22 protein-coding genes are annotated in these 19,259 nt (G+C 39.6%); 6 read left to right on the top strand and 16 right to left on the bottom strand.

Translation table 11 applies throughout. The annotated features are described in order from the left end of the window. Positions 1–87: 87 nt before the first annotated feature. Positions 88–465 carry a hypothetical protein gene (locus tag Mia14_RS03210; protein WP_088820218.1) on the top strand — a complete coding sequence of 126 codons (378 nt, stop codon included), beginning with the start codon at positions 88–90 and terminating at the stop codon, positions 463–465. 7 nt (positions 466–472) lie between these two features. Here Mia14_RS03210 and Mia14_RS03205 read toward each other — a convergent pair whose 3' ends face one another. After that, positions 473–1,426, bottom strand: a complete 954-nt coding sequence (locus Mia14_RS03205) for an MBL fold metallo-hydrolase (RefSeq protein WP_088820217.1) — start codon at positions 1,424–1,426, stop codon at positions 473–475. A gap of 185 nt (positions 1,427–1,611) precedes the next feature. Here Mia14_RS03205 and trxB point away from each other — a divergent pair, with 185 nt between their 5' ends. After that, positions 1,612–2,556 (top strand): thioredoxin-disulfide reductase, encoded by a 945-nt coding sequence (trxB, locus tag Mia14_RS03200; RefSeq protein WP_088820216.1) that lies wholly within the window; start codon positions 1,612–1,614, stop codon positions 2,554–2,556. A 2-nt stretch (positions 2,557–2,558) separates the two neighbouring features. Here the strand turns inward: trxB and dinB are convergent, their stop codons facing one another. Next, the gene (gene dinB, locus Mia14_RS03195; protein WP_088820215.1) at positions 2,559–3,623 is read right to left on the bottom strand and encodes a DNA polymerase IV; all 1,065 of its coding nucleotides are present in this window, start codon (positions 3,621–3,623) and stop codon (positions 2,559–2,561) included. 60 nt (positions 3,624–3,683) lie between these two features. Here dinB and amrB point away from each other — a divergent pair, with 60 nt between their 5' ends. After that, positions 3,684–4,508 (top strand): AmmeMemoRadiSam system protein B, encoded by an 825-nt coding sequence (gene amrB / locus Mia14_RS03190; protein WP_157891446.1) that lies wholly within the window; start codon positions 3,684–3,686, stop codon positions 4,506–4,508. A gap of 52 nt (positions 4,509–4,560) precedes the next feature. Here the strand turns inward: amrB and Mia14_RS03185 are convergent, their stop codons facing one another. After that, positions 4,561–5,016: a peroxiredoxin gene (locus Mia14_RS03185; protein ID WP_088820213.1), complete on the bottom strand. Its 456-nt coding sequence runs from the start codon at positions 5,014–5,016 to the stop codon at positions 4,561–4,563. Between the two features lie 86 nt (positions 5,017–5,102). Here Mia14_RS03185 and Mia14_RS03180 point away from each other — a divergent pair, with 86 nt between their 5' ends. Continuing rightward, positions 5,103–5,792 (top strand): hypothetical protein, encoded by a 690-nt coding sequence (locus Mia14_RS03180; RefSeq protein ID WP_088820212.1) that lies wholly within the window; start codon positions 5,103–5,105, stop codon positions 5,790–5,792. Positions 5,793–5,837: 45 nt separating this feature from the next. Here Mia14_RS03180 and Mia14_RS03175 read toward each other — a convergent pair whose 3' ends face one another. The 7 genes from Mia14_RS03175 to Mia14_RS03150 all read right to left on the bottom strand — a co-directional run bounded on the left by Mia14_RS03175 (position 5,838) and on the right by Mia14_RS03150 (position 11,982). After that, positions 5,838–6,704: a LamG domain-containing protein gene (locus tag Mia14_RS03175; RefSeq protein ID WP_088820211.1), complete on the bottom strand. Its 867-nt coding sequence runs from the start codon at positions 6,702–6,704 to the stop codon at positions 5,838–5,840. A gap of 70 nt (positions 6,705–6,774) precedes the next feature. Next, positions 6,775–7,641, bottom strand: a complete 867-nt coding sequence (locus tag Mia14_RS03170; RefSeq protein ID WP_157891445.1) for a LamG domain-containing protein — start codon at positions 7,639–7,641, stop codon at positions 6,775–6,777. A gap of 22 nt (positions 7,642–7,663) precedes the next feature. Further along, positions 7,664–7,915 (bottom strand): hypothetical protein, encoded by a 252-nt coding sequence (locus Mia14_RS03165; RefSeq protein WP_088820209.1) that lies wholly within the window; start codon positions 7,913–7,915, stop codon positions 7,664–7,666. Beyond that, the gene (locus Mia14_RS05065) at positions 7,915–8,085 is read right to left on the bottom strand and encodes a zinc finger domain-containing protein (RefSeq protein ID WP_124216892.1); all 171 of its coding nucleotides are present in this window, start codon (positions 8,083–8,085) and stop codon (positions 7,915–7,917) included. Before Mia14_RS05065 ends, Mia14_RS03165 begins: the two co-directional genes overlap by 1 nt. A 35-nt stretch (positions 8,086–8,120) precedes the next feature. Next, entirely contained in the window at positions 8,121–9,974 is a 1,854-nt protein-coding gene (locus Mia14_RS03160) for a S16 family serine protease (protein WP_088820208.1), read from the bottom strand. 75 nt (positions 9,975–10,049) lie between these two features. Then, a complete protein-coding gene (locus tag Mia14_RS03155) occupies positions 10,050–11,039 on the bottom strand; it encodes a GHMP family kinase ATP-binding protein (protein WP_088820207.1) in 990 nt (329 codons plus the stop codon). A gap of 13 nt (positions 11,040–11,052) precedes the next feature. Next, entirely contained in the window at positions 11,053–11,982 is a 930-nt protein-coding gene (locus Mia14_RS03150) for a hypothetical protein (RefSeq protein ID WP_088820206.1), read from the bottom strand. A 282-nt stretch (positions 11,983–12,264) separates the two neighbouring features. Here Mia14_RS03150 and speD point away from each other — a divergent pair, with 282 nt between their 5' ends. Then, complete coding sequence (gene speD, locus Mia14_RS03145; RefSeq protein WP_088820205.1) at positions 12,265–12,675, top strand: adenosylmethionine decarboxylase; 411 nt, start codon at positions 12,265–12,267, stop codon at positions 12,673–12,675. A 23-nt stretch (positions 12,676–12,698) separates the two neighbouring features. Here speD and Mia14_RS03140 read toward each other — a convergent pair whose 3' ends face one another. Together Mia14_RS03140 and Mia14_RS03135 are read right to left on the bottom strand one after the other, a co-directional pair. Continuing rightward, entirely contained in the window at positions 12,699–12,959 is a 261-nt protein-coding gene (locus tag Mia14_RS03140) for a hypothetical protein (protein ID WP_088820204.1), read from the bottom strand. A 75-nt stretch (positions 12,960–13,034) separates the two neighbouring features. Further along, entirely contained in the window at positions 13,035–13,895 is an 861-nt protein-coding gene (locus Mia14_RS03135) for a LamG domain-containing protein (protein ID WP_088820203.1), read from the bottom strand. Between the two features lie 121 nt (positions 13,896–14,016). Here Mia14_RS03135 and Mia14_RS03130 point away from each other — a divergent pair, with 121 nt between their 5' ends. Next, a complete protein-coding gene (locus Mia14_RS03130) occupies positions 14,017–15,873 on the top strand; it encodes an ATP-dependent DNA helicase (protein WP_088820202.1) in 1,857 nt (618 codons plus the stop codon). Positions 15,874–16,024: 151 nt separating this feature from the next. Here the strand turns inward: Mia14_RS03130 and Mia14_RS03125 are convergent, their stop codons facing one another. The 4 genes from Mia14_RS03125 to Mia14_RS03110 are packed head-to-tail and all read right to left on the bottom strand — an operon-like array spanning position 16,025 to position 19,257. Beyond that, positions 16,025–16,912, bottom strand: a complete 888-nt coding sequence (locus Mia14_RS03125) for a LamG-like jellyroll fold domain-containing protein (protein ID WP_088820201.1) — start codon at positions 16,910–16,912, stop codon at positions 16,025–16,027. 43 nt (positions 16,913–16,955) lie between these two features. Then, on the bottom strand, positions 16,956–17,843 hold the full coding sequence (locus tag Mia14_RS03120; protein WP_088820200.1) for a LamG-like jellyroll fold domain-containing protein: 888 nt from the start codon (positions 17,841–17,843) through the stop codon (positions 16,956–16,958). 43 nt (positions 17,844–17,886) lie between these two features. Then, positions 17,887–18,777 carry a LamG-like jellyroll fold domain-containing protein gene (locus tag Mia14_RS03115; RefSeq protein WP_088820199.1) on the bottom strand — a complete coding sequence of 297 codons (891 nt, stop codon included), beginning with the start codon at positions 18,775–18,777 and terminating at the stop codon, positions 17,887–17,889. A 60-nt stretch (positions 18,778–18,837) separates the two neighbouring features. Beyond that, the gene (locus tag Mia14_RS03110; protein WP_088820197.1) at positions 18,838–19,257 is read right to left on the bottom strand and encodes a DUF86 domain-containing protein; all 420 of its coding nucleotides are present in this window, start codon (positions 19,255–19,257) and stop codon (positions 18,838–18,840) included. Between the last annotated feature and the right edge of the window lie 2 nt (positions 19,258–19,259).

Genomic DNA, 19,259 nt, shown 5'->3' with positions numbered 1-19,259 from the left:
ATTTGGGGTTTATAATGATTTCCAGTAACCTATAAATATTAAAAATTTCCCAAGATATATCGGGTTTAAAATCCCGATAGGGTATTTATGTACGAAACACCGGAAAGATTGAAAAATAAGAATTATGAGAGGAAAAAGGACAACATAAGCGAAGATTACCTTGAGCATAAGAATGGTTATCTTGGCAAGATTCTTGTCACCGCCGGTGGCGCACTGGCATTTATCGCAACCGACCTTTATTTCCATATCAAGGAAGTTTCACCCGCTATTTATGAAGGAAGCCGTACAATTCCCGCACAATACCTGTCTGCTGATCACGGCATACCTTGGATTGGGATAGCATTTACTATATCGGGAGTCGCAAGCTTGGGCTTGATGGCATTAGGATTAAAAAGGATCCTCAGGGATAATGAGGATAGTGAAGGCAATGGGAATACGGATGAAAGCAAGGAGACAAAGGAATAGATTGGTTTTATAAGCTTGTGGCATTCCCAAGCTTCTTTAAACTTTGGAAAGGCTCTGAATTATAACCTAATTTTTTCAGGTTTGCTGAAAATATATGAGAATTCTCCCCATATGTGTATATCTTCTTCGGGTCTGCGAAATCTATGTATCTCAAGGCTTGCTTAAAGTCGGAATGGTCGCTTAGTTCAAACTGCTTTTCTACGGATAGGCTGAATACCTTGGAGAATCCGGTCGTTTCGGCCGTGTATACGGGCTTGTGGTGAAGGTAGGAGAGCATATGCTTTACCTTCTTAAGGCTCCTTGTACCTATTATCCCTACAAAATCCCCATCGAAAAGGTCCTCGTCCCCCTCGTATATTGACCCGTAATCAAGGTTCTGGCCATACTTGTTGTAAACTTTTGATATTGCGGATATTTTTCTGTTGACCGCAGGCTTTATCCCTATTTCATTAAGGATCTTTATTATCTCTTGGGCTTTACCCATTGGATAAACCCCGAATAATATAATGCCTTTTCTTACGGTTCTCTCAACCCACTCCTGTATTTCGTATTCTACTTCTTCTCGGTCCCTGAACACAAACTGCTCCGAAGGATATGTTGAATCTATTATCAATATGTCGCATCCCTCCACTTTTATAGGATTTGAAGCCTTTGACTTGGCCATCAGGTAATCCCCTGAATATATTATTTTATTTCCAGAATCGTAATCTTCTATGGCTATCTGCTTTGCCCCAAGCATATGCCCAGAATCTATCAGCCTTATAAAATCAGGATATGCTGCCCTGTTTATGCCTATCTTGTATCCTGAATATATTAGGTCGGAAGTTTCATCGCTTGCGATCACAGATTTTGATGACTTGGCAGCCATTATGTGGTCACTGTGCGCATGGGATATGAAGTCGAAATCTGACCCTTCCTCCTTCCTGTCTAATGAGATGTTTAAGTTGTTAATCCTTATCATGAGCCTGCCTTTTTGCAATTATAGTTTTATTCATCAAATTTATAAACAGCTACGAAAATTTCTATTTCTTTGCTAAACTTTTTCGGATGGGTGCCTAATGCGCAGGCGCACTTTTTGTAAGGTCTGTGCATAAGTTTTTTGTAAAAGATTATAAAGATTGATAACCAAATATTAATGTGATAAAAATGGTAGAGGATGTTATCGTAATAGGGGGAGGCCCTGCCGGGTTAAGCGCCTCCTTGTATCTTGCAAGAGAAGACTTTCATCCAATGGTTATAGCAGGATTGGAAGCTGGAGGGCAGCTGCTGCTCACTACTACTGTTGAGAATTATCCGGGATTTCCAGAAGGTATACAGGGCCCGGAGCTGGTTGACAAATTCAGGAAGCAGTCTTCAAGGTTCGGGACGAGGTTTGTAGATGAAAATGCTGTATCAATAGACTTGAAAAGCCGGCCTTTTACAGTAAAAACCGCAAGTGATGAGTACAAGGCAAACTGCATAATAGTGGCAACAGGTGCATCTCCAAGGCTTCTTGGTCTTGAATCCGAAAAGAAGTTCATAGGGAAGGGTGTAAGCACCTGCGCCACCTGTGATGCACCATTCTTCAAGAACAAGAAGGTTATAGTTGTTGGAGGGGGAGATACTGCTATGGAGGATTCCGATTTCCTTACAAAATTTGCTGAAAGCGTCACAATAGTGCACAGAAGGGACGAGTTCAGAGCCAGTAAGATAATGCAGGAAAGGGTCAAATCGAACAAGAAGATAAACATCATATGGAACAGCGAGGTTGTCGAGATTCTTGGGGATGCCAAGGTCACGGGTGCAAGGATAAAGAATGTTGTTAATGGAGAGGAGTCCACAATAGAAACAGATGGGGTTTTCATGGCTATAGGGTACTCGCCTAATACGAAATTCCTTGAAGGAGTACTGCCAATGGAGAACGGCTATATAGTGACAAAGGATGACGTGAATACGGACATACCTGGAGTATATGTGGCAGGAGACGATGCCGATTTCAAGTACAGGCAGGCGGCAACTGCTGTAGGCAGCGGGGTCAAGGCAGCATTGGAAGCGCGTGCATATATACAACAGCTCAAGTATGATGAATCAAAAGGGCAGGAGAAAGCTTGAGCTTAAAACAGCTTGTGCTGGTGCGCCGAATCCGTAAGGCTGGATACCTTAACACCAACCCTTCTCACCAGTATATTGTCTTTTATCAACGGCTTTATCAGCTCTGATGCTTCGGAATAAAGCACATCGGAGGAGTCTGAGTAATATGACAGCGTTTTTGTCTTTATTTTTGTTGTAAAATCGTAGTATCTTACCTTTACTGTTATTGACTTGTAGAGCTTTTGGGTGCTTCTTACCGCATTGGCAGCATCTTCTGAAAGCTCTTTGAGCTGAGCCATTATTGTTGGAATGTCGTTGGTATCCTCATACAGGTTTTTCTCCCTGCTTATTGAAAGCGCCGTATAATCGCTCACTATCTTCTCTTCGTCAATTCCTTTTGACAGCTTATATAGTTCTGAGCCATATTCGCCAAGCAGTCCTACAAGCACCTGCACATTGGAATTCTGGATATCCCCTATGTAGTGTATGTTCAATCCTGCGAGCTTTCCCTCAGTCTTTGCGCCTACTCCTGGTATATCGGATACCTTTTTGTACTTTATGAACTCTATTGTCTCGTAATCCTTTATGAAAAGGAAGCCGTTTGGCTTTGCTGAATCGCATGCCATCTTTGCAAATGTCTTGCCTTTTGCAATCCCTATCGTGCATTTAAGCTTAAGCTCGTTGGATATCTTAGTTTTTATACCTTTCGCTACCTCAAGGACCTGGGATTCATTAAGTTCAGTTGTATCAATTGCGGCTTCATCAACACTGACCGCTTCCATTTTAAATCCATAGGATTTGATTATTTCCATTACTTCATTTGAGATTTTCTCATAATAATCATAGTCTTCTTTTATGCAGTGCAAATTCGGATATAGCTGCAACGCCTTCATTGTTGGCATCCCGCTGTGTATGCCAAACTTCCTTGCCGAGTAGCTCGCAGTTTGCACAACCCCTCTGAATTTGTCCAATGAATCGGTCACTACCGCAAATGGCTTTCCTATTAATTCCGGATGCCTAAGCTGCTCGCATGAAGCAAAGAAGGAATCCATGTCAAGGTATACAACATATCCAGCCTTGCTATCCATGATACTTTATCGTAATTGAAATTTATTAGATTTTGTGATTAATATCTAATTGGTGGTAATTTGAGGGAACCCGTATTCAATGGATCGTTCTATCCAAAATATAAGGATGAGACAGAGAAATTTATAGACTCTGCATTGGAAAAAGCTAAAATTAAAGGGGACTTTTCCAAGGCAAAATGCTATGTGGCACCGCATGCCGGTTACATATATTCCGGATATACCGCTGCTTACACTTACAAGGCCATTGCATCAAACAGCCGCCTGAAAGATGTAGACACGATAGTGCTAATTGGGCCGAATCATACAGGCATAGGCACGCCCCTCTCCATATCCTTTGAGGACTGGAGGACGCCCTTGGGCACTGCAAAGAATGATTTGGAATTCTCAAAAGAGCTAGTAAACTATTCGGGTAGTATTTACCATGATGAATCTGCACATGAGGATGAACACTCTTTAGAGGTACAGCTTCCATTTTTGCAAAGGTTGGTAGGTGAAAAGAGATATGTGTTTGTGTGCATGGGAGATCAGGAGGTAGAGAACAGCGAGCTTTTGGCAAAGGCTGTAACAAGCACAGCAGAAAAGCTTGGAAGGGAGATAATAGTATTGGCAAGCTCAGACTTTGACCATTACGAGAAGGACAGCATAGCCCGCAAAAAGGACATGGAGCTTGCAGGATACCTTAAGAATATGGATTATATTGGTTTCAATAAAGCGGTGAAATCATTAAACGACAGTATATGCGGATTCGGACCCATAACTGCGGCATTGCTATGCTCTAAACATTATGGTGCCAAGAAAGGAGAGATGCTTGATTTTTCAAACTCGGGCAATGTGACAAAGGATTACGATAAAGTGGTAGACTATATGTCATGGGCATTTCTATGACTACCACATTATCGCAAGCAAAGGGAATCTGGCGGATGCAATCATGCACCGCTTATTCGTTTACGCTTTTCAGGTAGTCTATTACCTCATCGGCATGTATGGCAGGCTTTACTTTTGGATAAGCTTTCAATATTGTGCCATCCTTGCCTATTATGTAGGTTGACCTCAACGTCCCGAACCCAATCATGCTTTTTCCATAAGATTCGTATTTCTTTATCATTTCGCTTGTTGGGTCGGATAGAAGCAGGAATTTAAGGTCAAATTTGCTCTTGAATTTATCGTGGGATTTAAGGTCGTCCTTGCTAACTCCAACAACTGTTGCATTAAGTTTTTCTATTTCTTCAATTTTCTCGTTGAACTGCCTTGCCTCAATCGTGCAGCCCGGAGTGTTGTCCTTGGGATAAAAATACAGCACTAGATATTTGCCCTTAAACTCGTCAAGGCTGTGCTTCTTTCCATCAGATCCATCCAACTCAAAATCTGGCGCTTTGGTATTTTCAAGCAACATTTTTTCACCTATACTATATAATTATTTGGGTAAAATATAAAATCTAACCCGAACCAAAGATTTAGGAAGATAAAAATAGTGTTAACATGTCAATTTTCAATAATATAAAGGGCAAGTTGAAGAAAAATGAAACAAAGGGCAAGATCACATCTGTAAAACTTTATTGGAGGGATACATCGCATTCAATGGACGGGATGGATATAAGCGGCAAGGTCTTTACTGTTACCGTCCCTTTCACTAACCATTCAGATACCAGTGAACTGTCATTCCTAAAAACTACTGAAAAACGTGAAACAGTTACCGATATAAGTACTTCGGACCCGTTCTCTATAGATAGCATTGATCCTAAACCTCCGGTAGAGATTAAACCTGGAGAACATATAGACTTTAAAATCAGCTTGAAGGCTCCGGATTACAATTACAATGGACCCCTCACCTTAAGATTTTCTGCACCGAAGAATAAAGATGACTTGATAGACCTCAATATAAACAAGATAGTGCTTAAAAGTGGGGATAAGGAGGTTAATCTGGATGATACAAGGTACTTTACCAATTTTGCAAAAAATCAGATATTTGATATTTCAGTACAAATGTATAGGATATTGGAGTACAAGGGAAAAGTAGGGAGCATTGAGCTTAACGAGCCCTTCAAGCTTGTCAAATTGGATACTGAACTGCCATTCACTATAAATGACCCTAGCAGCTTCGTTGTTAATCTGTCTATAAAAGGACCTGATTTTAACTACTCCGGACCTTTGGAGATAACATTTAAATGATATCGCCGCCGTTAAAGCGTTTTGGTTTTGCACTGCTTTTGATGATTAAGGTGCGGAATAGGTTCTGTACCAAGTTGAGGAATATGCGACATTTGTCTCTTTTCCATTATAGTTGTTTCCGGAATAGTCGTTTGCATTGCCGTTCAATGGCCACCAGCCTACAAGATTCGTTAAATCGATAGGGTCGCCGCCTATGCCTTCCTGGTAAAGTGCGCTAATTTGATTTGAGGAAATGGAGTTATTGTAAATCTGGACATTTGCCAGTTCGCCTTTAAAATAGCTAAGCTGGCTAGGCCAGGCTCCTATAGTTAATACATTACCTGTCTCCAGTGTTTCTTTAGAAATTGTTTGATTATATACCTTATTGTTTACATAAACTTGGATAAGGCCAGAAGATTCATTATATGTACCTGCCATGAAGTACCAAGTATTTAACTTTGGGGTAGTCCCTGATAGTACTGCTTCTTGTTGGGTATTAGCATACCAGACAGAAAATTCAAATTGATAAATACTTGGCTGCAAGAACAGTAAGGACGGCCCATATCCCGGTTCCCATCCTATTATTTGGCCAGTATCACCATAATTAGATTGAGCTAATGAAGCAAAATTGACCCATGCTGTGTAAGTTATGGAATGTGACAGGGTTGGCATTAATACGCTTATTTGACCATTTCCATTGAAGCTTGCAACATACTTTGGCAGCATGTTGGTGCATGTGCCTGTACTGTGAATATCAGTGCTTGTTGTAGGGCCGAAAGGTCTTACAACTTCGCAGGATCCTGCCGATGCTTTTGGGGCAAAAGAATTAGGATTAAAAATTCCAAGAGAATATAGTGCCGCAAGGACAACTGCGATGACAAGTATTGCCCATCCGTATGTCATCAGGTACTCCATTGCGGATTGGGACTTCATTATATCAGAAGTGTTATTTTATAAAATTATTTAAGGTTTCATATATTTTATGAAATTTGGTAACGTTTGATTAGGGTGTGGAATAGGTTCTGTACCAAGTTGAGGAATATGCGACATTTGTCTCTTTTCCATTATAGTTGTTTCCAGAATAGTCGTTTGCATTGCCGTTCAATGGATACCATGCAACCAGATGCGTGAGATCGATAGGGTCGCCGCCTATGCCTTCCTGGTAAAGTGCGCTAATTTGATTTGAGGAAATGGAGTTATTGTAAATCTGGACATTTGCCAGTTCGCCTTTAAAATAGCTAAGCTGGCTAGGCCAGGCTCCTATAGTTAATACATTACCTGTCTCCAGTGTTTCTTTAGAAATTGTTTGATTATATACCTTATTGTTTACATAAACTTGGATAAGGCCAGAAGATTCATTATATGTACCTGCCATGAAGTACCAAGTATTTAACTTTGGGGTAGTCCCTGATAGTACTGCTTCTTGTTGGGTATTAGCATACCAGACAGAAAATTCAAATTGATAAATACTTGGCTGCAAGAACAGTAAGGACGGCCCATATCCCGGTTCCCATCCTATTATTTGGCCAGTATCACCATAATTAGATTGAGCTAATGAAGCAAAATTGACCCATGCTGTGTAAGTTATGGAATGTGACAGGGTTGGCATTAATACGCTTATTTGACCATTTCCATTGAAGCTTGCAACATACTTTGGCAGCATGTTGGTGCATGTGCCTGTACTGTGAATATCAGTGCTTGTTGTAGGGCCGAAAGGTCTTACAACTTCGCAGGATCCTGCCGATGCTTTTGGGGCAAAAGAATTAGGATTAAAAATTCCAAGAGAATATAGTGCCGCAAGGACAACTGCGATGACAAGTATTGCCCATCCGTATGTCATCAGGTACTCCATTGCGGATTGGGACTTCATAGTCATATCGATCTCCTTTAGTTTATATTAAGGATTCTTCATCTACTTCTACTTGGGCAACTCCATCTATTCCATTTAGCTTTTCTTCCATTGTTGATGATCCTTGTTCTGAATCGTCATATGTGAAGAATGCCTTTATTACCTTTATTCCAAAAGCGATATCCTCAGCACTTATGCTTACTGGGCTTAGCTCAGACTTGATCTTTCCCATCAAAGTATCTGCATCCACATCCTGCTTTGGGTATACTTTATATACTACGCCTACTTTTGCCATTACGGTCCCTCGAATTCGCACTCCGCACACTTATATGTGTTGGAAATCTCTCTGCAATGATCGCACCTTATTATGGTTGCCTTTCCGCATTTTGGGCATTTGAATTCGCTGTACTTGTGTGTAAGCCTTCCACAAGAGCTGCAAATCTTGCCCGGCAATATTTCACTCATTTTATCACTCGTTTTATAATAAGCATTTTTATTTATTATCTCTTATTTTTAAACCTTTTGGTATTTCTTGCTTTTCTATTTGGACTAGGTCTGCTTCTGTTATGGCTGTCGCTCAACTCTGATATCCTGCTTTCTATCCTTACGATTTTTACTATAAGAACTAATAGTATTGCTATTATTACAGCAAGTGCCAATACCATAAACAATGCAATATCGACCAATAATATGCCACTGTACGAAACAGAAGATGTGGTTACTGTAACAGGAGCTACTTTGAGGTTGTCGTATATCACCTTTGAATAGTTGCTTAATTCATTGGCAAGCAGGGCAGTGTGGTATGATTGTACCGCATATAGCTCTGATTGGGAGGCGTTGTCAGTTATCTTCGCTTCATAATAATAGAACATCGCCTCATTCGCAAACTGTGTTGCCCAAATGCCATATGTAGAATTGTATGATATGCTCTTTGAACTGTTGAGCATCTCGCTTTCGGTCATGTTGGAGCTGCTGTTGCCATCTATCGCATACGCGTATGCCCCATCGTAAATTGCCAATGGATAATTGCCGGATTTATAAGCGGAGATTGCGGTAGTTGTATATATTCCTGGATAGTTTGATGCATTTTCTACAACTTTGTATGCGATGCCGGACAGGGAAGAGTTCGTTGTGTAATTCAATCCGCCTATTGCTGATGAGGCATTGTACATATATGATGCCGCACCGCACCATGCATTTGATACGCCTGCATCGTACATGTTTCTTATAACTCCATCGCTGTCATCTGTGGTTGCATTGTATTCCTCTGAAGTGCTTTGTGATGTGTACTCTCCCCAAAGCTGCCTCAATTCTCCCCCTATCCGGTAAAGGAAGTTGTTGTTGGTCATTTTTGGTGCCTGTATTGAATTGCATTCTGATTCAACAGCATTTACTGTGTTCAGGCCTTCAGGTATCGATTGGTTGCTGTTAACGAATGTGTAGATGTTTGCATAGTCTAAGAATGCGATATCCGCTGCGGCATAATAATATCCTTTTCCTGATAGCTCCTTTGACTGGTTAAGCAATCCTGAAAATTGGCTTGTTGCATTATACAGCAAAGGATTTGATTCAAGGGTTTGAAGTTCCGAAGATGTCATATTTAAAGTGAAATTTGTAAGGCCTTTGAAATAATTATTATAGCAAGGCCCTATGCACGACAGGGATGCATTTGGTATCTTATTTAAATGGTAATTTGTATAGAAACTGTATTTGACTTCGTTTCCCGATATTGGCTTTCCTTCCATTGCATATCCCATCGCATCGCTTATGTTCGCAACAGGGATAACAGGAATATTGAACCTGAGTTCTATTATATAGTAGATCTCATTTTCAAATGATGTGCTCGGAACTGCTGGAACAAGGACAAATTTCAATCCTTCACGTTTTGCGGCAGAAACCTTGTCATATACCCCTCCTATCTCGCCTATACTGCCATTGGGCAATATCTCGCCTGTCAATGTAAAATTGTGCAGCAATGGCTTGTGCGTCAGTGAAGATATTGCCAAAAGGGTCATCGCCATACCTGCACTCGGCCCTGAAACCGATGCATTCCTATCATTTATAACATAGGTGAAATTGTAGTCGTCTTTGTTTATCCCTAAGTACTTTGCTGCGTAGTTCACAGCATCTTTTGAGGAGTTCAATGTGCTGCTTCCGACGCTTATTGGACCTGTGATATTGACATATCCATCCCCTCTTGTTACGGTCAGGTTTATTGTAGTTATAATACCTGTGTTATTGTATGCAATTAAAGCTGGAGCATGTATTGAAGCTGTGCCGACTACTTGGGCATGCATTGTGCCTGCAAGCATTATCATGATCAGAAAACTTAGACAATAATATTTGAACTTCATCTACCTCGTATTCTTTTGGAATCTAAATATTATTATAATTTTGCGGTTAACCCTTTTAGGTTACTGATATAATTTTCAGGCATTTGACACCATTGTACCATAATCTGTAAAAGAAACCCTTATTGCAAAATCCGAGAGCTTTGACATCTCCTCCTGAAGGCCCTGCAGCTTCCCTTCCTTTGCTATGGTCAATAAAAACCCATCGCCACCTCCTCCCATCAGCCTTACGGCCTGAGCGCCATTTTCCTTTGCTTTCTCTATAAGGCTTTCTATTTTCTTATTTGAAACGCCTTCGCTCAACTCCCTCTTTACCTGCCATCCCTCATTTATAAGACTTGTAAAAGAACTTATGTCGTTGCTTTCGACAGAATTCGCCATATCCAATGCAATATTTTTTAACGCAAGAAGCTTTTGGTTTATCGCGTCGCCCTCTCTTTTCGATGCGTTTATCTGCTCTTTGAGGAATTTGGAGCTTTCCCTAGTGCCTCCTGTATAAACCAGCAGGGTACGGCTCTGCAGTTCTTTCAGGAACTCTGCATTCTTTGAAAGGTCGTGCAGCTCCTCTTTGCCTTTTTGAAACTCCATCATTTTGAAATTGCCTAATGAGATCGCGAAAGGATCCTGTTTACCTAATGCAACCTTAAGGTAATTTCTTTCGATTTCGTAAGATTCCCTTGCCAAATCCCATCCGGATATATTTTCATTCTTTATGGTGTGGATAAGCTTTACTATTGCGGTCGTGAGCGCACTTGATGACCCTAACCCGGATCCGGGAGGGACATCATTGTTTATCATCACCCTCCCTTTGTTTATCCCTTTTGAGTAAAATAAGTTATGTATCTTGCTTATTATCCCTTCATTGTTTGTCGGGACTATTATGCTCTTTACAAGATCCCTTGAAGATATCTCCAGATCATATTCATCAGGTTGGTATGTGACCGTGACCTTGCGGTCTATGGTTGAGTTGACTACCGCACCTCCGTATTTCTCTATAAACGGTTCTACATCTGTTCCTCCACCCGCAAATGTTATCCTCAAAGGGCTTGTTACAGTATAACTTTTCATTGCAAACACCTATTCAGCTGCCTTTACTAAAATTTTCGTAACTCTTTGACCTATTCCATATTTCATTGAACCTTCTGAATGCCTCATCGTGGTTCAAGCTCACAATGTGCTCGCTTTTCCTGTTTATTATGTTTATCGGAGGTATCTTATAGGCTGTATTCGAATCCATCATTATCCTCTCATGCTGCCTCGAGAAGTCCTCCCTGCCCATTATCCTCAATTCAAACTTTATGTTCTTATTCTGGAGCTCGTTCTTAAAATCGGTATATCCCCTTCCAAATCCCCTGCTGTTCTCTTCGAGATAAGTCAATATGTATATGGATGTGTACTTGTTCATGTTCCTGAGTATAAGCCTGCTGAGATTGTCAAAAGATGTATTGTCAAAATGGGAATCCAGTATCCTTAGGTCCCCTTTTAGGTGCCTCATCAATTTATTTGATATTATAGCCATGTTTGAATATGGAGTCAGCGGGTTTATTTCTATCTCAAAATCGCTATCCGAGCCATAGAGTATGGCAATTAATGAATATACAGAAAGTGCAAGGATCAAGAGATTTATAATATAGGGCACCATGAAAGATTCTGCAAAACCATTAAAATTAAAATTGGATTCCAGCAGATGCACTAACATGACATATATTGCGGAAAGTATTATTATAGCAGATACGCTCCACTTGCTGTAAAGTCTTGAAAACATCCATAGTATTGCTATGGCGAACATCATGACTGATATCGGGATCATTATGTATACAATATCAAGAGCTATTCCAAGAGTTGGCAAAGTTGACAGACCCAACTTAAGTGATTGGCTCAGAGTAATGTTGTAATGCTCTGATATAGTCAATATGCCCTCATAAATTCCAATGGACCTTGAAATATCTATTATATAGTAAAAAGTGTAGAATAAGGCTATGAATACGCATATTACGATTACTATGCTCAAGTAATTATTGTAGTCGCTTGTAAACCTCGTATAATCACTTATGGGTAAGATTTATTTTTACAAAATAAATAACTTTGTTTGGCAAAAGCAAATTTTCTCTTAAAATCCCAATTTTTACATAAAATTTTGCCTTGAAAAATTTGTCGTCTAAAAGTGCAAATTCACCTCTCTTGAAACTTTTATTTATATATCATTTACAAATATAAATTAAATAGCCAAAGGGGAAAATCTTTTAAGCTAACGGGTATATTTATAAAATCACTATTTATGGGGTGATACCAGATGGCTAAGATGCAGATAAAAGAGATTAGTTTGGAAATGCCTGAAGTCATAGGCAAGCATGTTTACGGCAACTTGGATATGGTTGACCCCAAGTTAATATCAAACCTGAACGCTTTGATAAAGATTGTAGTTGAATCCACTAAAATAGGCAACTTGCATATAATAGAGATGATAACCAAAAAGTTCAATCCTTACAATGGCTTTGACGGTGGAGTATCCATAATAGCATTGATAGAGGAAAGTCACATAGCGCTTCATACATGGCCGGAGAGCATGTATGCAACTCTTGACATATACTCGTGCGGAGAAGAGAGCAATCCCGATGCAGCTTTCAACTATATAGTCAGCAAATTAAAGCCGAAGAAGATAGTCTCTAATTTTGTAGACAGGGGAAAATTAAACAATGTTTGATTTTCTTATTTCTATTTTTTAGATTACTTCCTGATCTTGTCTTTATCTTCTTTGTTGACCGATCTAGGATTTGCTGCTGAAGGATTTAGCTTGCTTTCAAGCTCTGCATATTCCTTTGCTTTATTGATGAATTTTTTAAATTCCTCCGAATCCATTAAGATAGTCTCTATGACCTTTGAAATGCTGATGTCTTTTTCTATGGAAGCTATCATCAAGGCATTATATATGTCGGGATTTAGGGATATATTTATATGGTCTGCTTTTTTAGCTTTTTCTGATTTCATGATACCACTTTTGCTTAAAATTAACTGCATTACAATATTTATATTATCTTTTTAGTTTAAACCGGCTTCACAGATTTAAGGTGCAGAATAGGTCCTGTACCAAGTTGATGAGTACTCTACATTAATTGCATTGCCATTGTAATCATTGCCTGAATAGTCGTTTGCATTGCCATTCAATTGGTACCAAGCAACTAAATGCGTCAAGTCAATCGGGTCGCCTCCTATGCCTTCCTGGTAAAGTGCATTGACCTGGCCCTGTGATAACGCTATATTGTAAACCTGCATATTTGCCATCATTCCTTCTAAGTAATCTCCGTTTCCGGGATCATTCCCTATTCTCATTTCATCGGCTGGGCGGTAGGAGGGGGATTCAGGACCAGAAACGTATAACCTCTTCCCGTTTAAGTAAATTGAGTATACTACATCTCCGCCGCTTGCAGGTGAGATGGTGAATATTATGTTGTACCACCTTGAGCTGTTTATGTATTCGCTTGTGTATATCCACCTTATGCTTGATTCTAATATATTGAATTCATTATCTGATAGATAAAGCCCATAGCCAATATTGTCTCCCCCATTGGGAGATAACAGGAATAAGGGTGCAAAGTAATTGGAATTATCAGATTGATACCAAAGGCTGAAAGAGACATTAACTGTTTTATTGGTAGGGATGGGTGATGTAATGTAATTGTCATTTCCATCGAATAAAGCAACATACTTAGGAAGCATGTTGGTGCATGTTCCCTCACGGCCAAGATTGCTTGTCGTCCCTGGACCTGAAGGCCTGACAACCTCGCATGATCCTGCAGATGCTTTTGGGGCAAATGTGTTTGGGTTGAATATTCCTATAGAGTATAATGCAGCAAGTACGATTGCAATTATGAGGATTGCCCATCCATACGTCATCAGGTATTCCATTGCGGATTGGGACTTCATTATATCATATCTTCTTTCTAAGATAAAGTTTAAAAAGGTGATTTTGTAACTGTTTGAGAATCCGAATAACTTAACTTTTTATACTTTGAAAGATAACTGTAATTGCAGGTTTTAGATTTATATGACAGAATTCTTATTTAGGTTTGACGAGGCACGAGGATCCCAGAAAGAGATGATGAAAGATATATATAGTTCTCTTTCGGACGGGAAGGACATCCTCATAAATGCGCCTACAGGCATAGGAAAAACAGATGCCTCATTAAGCGCAGCTATAACCTATGCGATTAAGAATGACAAGGACATACTGTTCCTAACCCCAAAGATATCACAGCATAGGATAGCGGTAGACGTGCTCAGAGGGTTGAAGCAAAAATTTAACCTTGGAATATCCTTTGTAGATGTTGTGGGCAAAAGGAACATGTGCATCAACCCTGATGTAAACAACATCTATGACTCATCCTTCTACAATGCCTGCGAGAACCTCATAAAGAAGAATCAGTGCCCTTATTTCAACAAGCTGAAGCATTTTGACCTTGACGGAGATTACGAAATGCTAAATTCATTTTCTGAAGGGCATAATGCAATATTAAGCCAATCCTACAAAGAAGGGCTGTGCCCCTATGAGGTCTCAATGAGGTTTGCCAAGAAAGCTGATATAATAATAGCAGGCTATTCGCATATACTAAATCCTTATACCAAGGAGACCTTCCTGAAAAAGCTTTCCCATGATTTATCTGATACTATAATTATATGGGATGAAGCGCACAACATATTCAATTCGGCGGTTTCCTATTTCAGCACTTCAATATCCGAGAACGTAATAAACAGGGCGGCGGCAGAGCTAGCCGCGATAACGAGCGACATAGACATTAGCTTCCTAAGCTTTGAATTGAACAAGCTTGCAGCTAAAATGCTATCAATAGAAAAGAATGAGGCATTTGTTGATTCGTCTGATTTCCTTTCAGGGGAAAAGGACATGCTTGGCGATATAATCTCGGATATGGAAAAGGCAGGAATGATGTATATAGAGAACAAGCATGCTAAGCGTTCATCATTAATGCATATAGCGTCATTCCTGCAGGGTTGGGAATCTTCTGACGCAGCCACTACAAGGATAATTGCAAGAGGCGGAGGCAGGGTTGAGCTGAAGCTAAGCAATCTTTACCCTGAAAGGGCGCTTTCGGTATTCAAGGAAGCATACGCAAATGTTTTCATGAGCGGCACGCTTATACCCTTGGAGATGTACAGGGATATACTTGGAGTGGAGGGAGCGGATACAAAAAGCTACAAATCACCATTCTCGAAGGACAAGCAGTTTGTTGCTATAGACTCTACGGTGTCCACTAAGTTCACAGGCAGGACCACGGATCTCTACAGGTCAATCGCATCCAAGATAAATGGAATATACTCTTCAATACCAGGCAACACATCTGTATTTTTCCCAAGCTTCAGCATGCTTGAAAGCACCTACCGCTACCTTGATTTAGGCAGGATAAGCGAGGCCTTCATACAGCGTAAGGCAATGAGCAATATAGAGGTTGAGAGGCTGATAAACGAGTTCAAGGCCTCAAAGAAAGGCTTGATGCTAGGAGTCATGGGGGGAAGCCTGAGCGAGGGTATAAACTACGACAACAATTCAATAAAATGCATTGTTATAGTTGGCATACCTTTAACAAAGCCGGACCTTGAACTGCAGGCAAGGATAAACTATATGAACAAGAAATTCCATGAAAGCGGAATAGAATATATCTATACTATCCCTGCTGTCATAAGAGCTATACAGGCTGCAGGCAGGGCGATAAGGAGCGAAAGCGACAAAGCCTCCATAATATTCATGGACAGCAGGTATGAATGGAAGAACTACAAGATGCTCATAAAGAACTTCTTCGCACTTTACGAAGGAAAAGACTACTTGGAGAGGATGAAGCAGTTCTGGAGCTCTGAAAGCATCGAGTGGAAATCAAGATATGATGACTAGCGGACTGTTTTTATTCCTGTGCTGTATTTCGTGATATGTGAGCCGTGATCTGCTTTTATAATTGGAATTAATAGTGAACAGCTGGTGAACTATTGCATCGATAAAAAGGCAAATCGTAAACGATGCATTCAAATGAAGATTCGAGATTGCTTTAAGGCGCTGAATAGGTTCTGTACCATGTTGGTGAATAGCCTACGTCAACCCCTTTACCGTTATAATCATTGCCTGAATAGTCGTTTGCATTGCCGTTCAATGGCCACCAGCCTACAAGATTCGTTAAATCGATAGGGTCGCCGCCTATGCCTTCATCGTAAAGTGCACTAATTTGATTTGCTGAAAGGGAGGAGTTATAGATTTGGAAATTAGATACATATCCATCTATGCTTCCCATACTGCCGCCTTCTCCAAGTTCTATTTGTCCATCTAACACAACATTGCTGCCTGTATTTCCACCAACAAACTTTCCATTTAAGTAAGCAGAAATATTGTTTTTATTTGCTGGGTTATAAGTCCATGTAATAAAGAGCCATTTTCCAGTTTGGACTGGGTAAAAAATATCCCTATCCCATGTAAACCAATGCAAGCTTGTAGTTCTAAGGTCAAAATCTATAACACACAGATAATTAGGGGTAGAGCTACATTTATTAGGATTTATATACATAGTTACATTTTCACCGCAATTGCCCCCATTACTAGATGTATAACAAGTGGTATATCCTAAATAATATTCCCAGAAAGATATTGTAAACGGTGTAGTGTTGAAGTTATATGTGTTAAGTGTTATCCCTGTGCTTCCCTTTCCATTAAACTGCGCTACATATTTAGGAAGCATGTTGGTGCAGGTGCCTTCAAGATGGATATCTGTAGTTGTAGTCGGACCAAAAGGCCGGACAACCTCACATGATCCTGCAGATGCTTTTGGGGCAAAAGTGCTTGGATTGAAGATTCCGAGAGAATATAGTGCTGCAAGAACAACTGCAATGACAAGGATTGCCCATCCATACGTCATCAGGTACTCCATTGCGGATTGGGACTTCATTATATCAGAATTGTTTTGTTATAAAGTATTAAAAATTAATTTATTAAGGTGCGGAATATGTTCTGTACCAGGTTGAGGAATATGAGACATTGAATGCTTTTCCATTATAATTATTTCCTGAATAATCTTGTGCATTGCCATTTAGGGGGTACCATGCAACTAAATGTGTAAGGTCGATTGGGTCGCCGCCTATGCCTTCATCGTAAAGTGCACTAATTTGATTTGCTGAAAGGGAGGAGTTATAGATTTGGAAATTAGATACATATCCATCTATGCTTCCCATACTGCCGCCTTCTCCAAGTTCTATTTGTCCATCTAACACAACATTGCTGCCTGTATTTCCACCAACAAACTTTCCATTTAAGTAAGCAGAAATATTGTTTTTATTTGCTGGGTTATAAGTCCATGTAATAAAGAGCCATTTTCCAGTTTGGACTGGGTAAAAAATATCCCTATCCCATGTAAACCAATGCAAGCTTGTAGTTCTAAGGTCAAAATCTATAACACACAGATAATTAGGGGTAGAGCTACATTTATTAGGATTTATATACATAGTTACATTTTCACCGCAATTGCCCCCATTACTAGATGTATAACAAGTGGTATATCCTAAATAATATTCCCAGAAAGATATTGTAAACGGTGTAGTGTTGAAGTTATATGTGTTAAGTGTTATCCCTGTGCTTCCCTTTCCATTAAACTGCGCTACATATTTAGGAAGCATGTTGGTGCAGGTGCCTTCAAGATGGATATCTGTAGTTGTAGTCGGACCAAAAGGCCGGACAACCTCACATGATCCTGCAGATGCTTTTGGGGCAAAAGTGCTTGGATTGAAGATTCCGAGAGAATATAGTGCTGCAAGAACAACTGCAATGACAAGGATTGCCCATCCATACGTCATCAGGTACTCCATTGCGGATTGGGACTTCATTATATCAGAATTGTTTTGTTATAAAGTATTAAAAATTAATTTATTAAGGTGCGGAATATGTTCTGTACCAGGTTGAGGAATATGAGACATTGAATGCTTTTCCATTATAATTATTTCCTGAATAATCTTGTGCATTGCCATTTAGGGGGTACCATGCAACTAAATGTGTAAGGTCGATTGGGTCGCCGCCTATGCCTTCATCGTAAAGTGCACTAATTTGATTTGATGAAAGGGATTTATTGTATATTTGCAAATTGGCAATCATGCCTGGAAAATATCCTCTCACTGTCCAGTAACCTATATAAAAAGGAGATTCTCCAGTATTAACTCCTAATTGTTGCGAATTGATTGATATAATAGAACCATTATCACTTAAGTAACCAATCTGGTAAGTTCCATTATATTCGTCTGCAACAAAATACCAACGATCTAAACTAATTGTTGGGACATCTGGAAAACTTTGGCATGTGCACCAATTATCAATAAATAATTCACTGTTATCACAAGTAGAACTTGGTGTTGTTGCAGAAACCCAAAAGGTTTCATCGCAGGTATTTGCAGTACCATAAGCAAATATTGCAGATTGCCCATTACTAGTTGATGGTTCAGCGGTCAAATAAAACCATACAATAACTGTTCTTGGCTGTTTACCCTCTGGTAAACTGCTTATATTTGAATATACGTAACCATCATTGCCATTTAAACTTGCAACATACTTTGGAAGCATGTTGGTGCACGTTCCCTCAAGATGAACATCAGTACTTGTGGTTGGACCGAAGGGTCTTACAACTTCGCAGGATCCTGCCGATGCCTTTGGAGCAAAAGAAGAAGGATTGAATATACCTAAAGAGTATAATGCTGCAAGAACAACCGCAATGACAAGGATTGCCCATCCGTATGTCATCAGGTATTCCATTGCGGATTGGGACTTCATTATATCAGAATTGTTATGTTATAAAATTATTTAAACTTTAATTTTGTTTTGTGAATTAAATTATTGCTTTTCCAAAATTAATCTTATGCCTTTTACAAAATCTTTAATATCGCTGAGATCGTTTGCCTGATTGAAAGTGTCCTTGTCGTAATGCATTTCAAAATAAGCGTGTACTAATATGTTTCTCAGCGATCTTCTTTTTTTAAATCCCTCTATTGCTTTTTTACTGAGTAGATCGTTAAATTTATTTACAAGTGAATCATCACCTCCAGATATGCCTAAATCAAGACCTTTGTATGCGAGTACAAGTACCTCCAACTCCAAATCATTTATTAGTTGTAAATATCTTTCAACAGCAGCCTTGGTGGTGATGTCCGATTTTATATAATCATCATAATTGTTGGGAACTATTTTGCTTAATACATTAGAATAATGCTTTATATCTGCAAGTCTTCTAACAATACGCTCCGTATCAATCATGC

Origin of the sequence: Candidatus Mancarchaeum acidiphilum (assembly GCF_002214165.1) — an archaeon.
Classification (GTDB): Archaea; Micrarchaeota; Micrarchaeia; order Micrarchaeales; family Micrarchaeaceae; genus Mancarchaeum; species Mancarchaeum acidiphilum.
The sequence above is the reverse complement of the archived record's forward strand: the minus strand, read 5'-3'. Positions and strand labels throughout refer to the sequence as shown.

Coding starts and splice junctions, on each gene's coding strand:
- Mia14_RS03210 (WP_088820218.1), top strand. CDS start 88: ATGTACGAAACACCGGAAAGATTGAAAAATAAGAATTATGAGAGGAAA.
- Mia14_RS03205 (WP_088820217.1), bottom strand. CDS start 1,426: ATGATAAGGATTAACAACTTAAACATCTCATTAGACAGGAAGGAGGAA.
- trxB (WP_088820216.1), top strand. CDS start 1,612: ATGGTAGAGGATGTTATCGTAATAGGGGGAGGCCCTGCCGGGTTAAGC.
- dinB (WP_088820215.1), bottom strand. CDS start 3,623: ATGGATAGCAAGGCTGGATATGTTGTATACCTTGACATGGATTCCTTC.
- Mia14_RS03185 (WP_088820213.1), bottom strand. CDS start 5,016: ATGTTGCTTGAAAATACCAAAGCGCCAGATTTTGAGTTGGATGGATCT.
- Mia14_RS03180 (WP_088820212.1), top strand. CDS start 5,103: ATGTCAATTTTCAATAATATAAAGGGCAAGTTGAAGAAAAATGAAACA.
- Mia14_RS03175 (WP_088820211.1), bottom strand. CDS start 6,704: ATGAAGTCCCAATCCGCAATGGAGTACCTGATGACATACGGATGGGCA.
- Mia14_RS03170 (WP_157891445.1), bottom strand. CDS start 7,641: ATGAAGTCCCAATCCGCAATGGAGTACCTGATGACATACGGATGGGCA.
- Mia14_RS03165 (WP_088820209.1), bottom strand. CDS start 7,915: ATGGCAAAAGTAGGCGTAGTATATAAAGTATACCCAAAGCAGGATGTG.
- Mia14_RS05065 (WP_124216892.1), bottom strand. CDS start 8,085: ATGAGTGAAATATTGCCGGGCAAGATTTGCAGCTCTTGTGGAAGGCTT.
- Mia14_RS03160 (WP_088820208.1), bottom strand. CDS start 9,974: ATGAAGTTCAAATATTATTGTCTAAGTTTTCTGATCATGATAATGCTT.
- Mia14_RS03155 (WP_088820207.1), bottom strand. CDS start 11,039: ATGAAAAGTTATACTGTAACAAGCCCTTTGAGGATAACATTTGCGGGT.
- speD (WP_088820205.1), top strand. CDS start 12,265: ATGGCTAAGATGCAGATAAAAGAGATTAGTTTGGAAATGCCTGAAGTC.
- Mia14_RS03140 (WP_088820204.1), bottom strand. CDS start 12,959: ATGAAATCAGAAAAAGCTAAAAAAGCAGACCATATAAATATATCCCTA.
- Mia14_RS03135 (WP_088820203.1), bottom strand. CDS start 13,895: ATGAAGTCCCAATCCGCAATGGAATACCTGATGACGTATGGATGGGCA.
- Mia14_RS03130 (WP_088820202.1), top strand. CDS start 14,017: ATGACAGAATTCTTATTTAGGTTTGACGAGGCACGAGGATCCCAGAAA.
- Mia14_RS03125 (WP_088820201.1), bottom strand. CDS start 16,912: ATGAAGTCCCAATCCGCAATGGAGTACCTGATGACGTATGGATGGGCA.
- Mia14_RS03120 (WP_088820200.1), bottom strand. CDS start 17,843: ATGAAGTCCCAATCCGCAATGGAGTACCTGATGACGTATGGATGGGCA.
- Mia14_RS03115 (WP_088820199.1), bottom strand. CDS start 18,777: ATGAAGTCCCAATCCGCAATGGAATACCTGATGACATACGGATGGGCA.
- Mia14_RS03110 (WP_088820197.1), bottom strand. CDS start 19,257: ATGATTGATACGGAGCGTATTGTTAGAAGACTTGCAGATATAAAGCAT.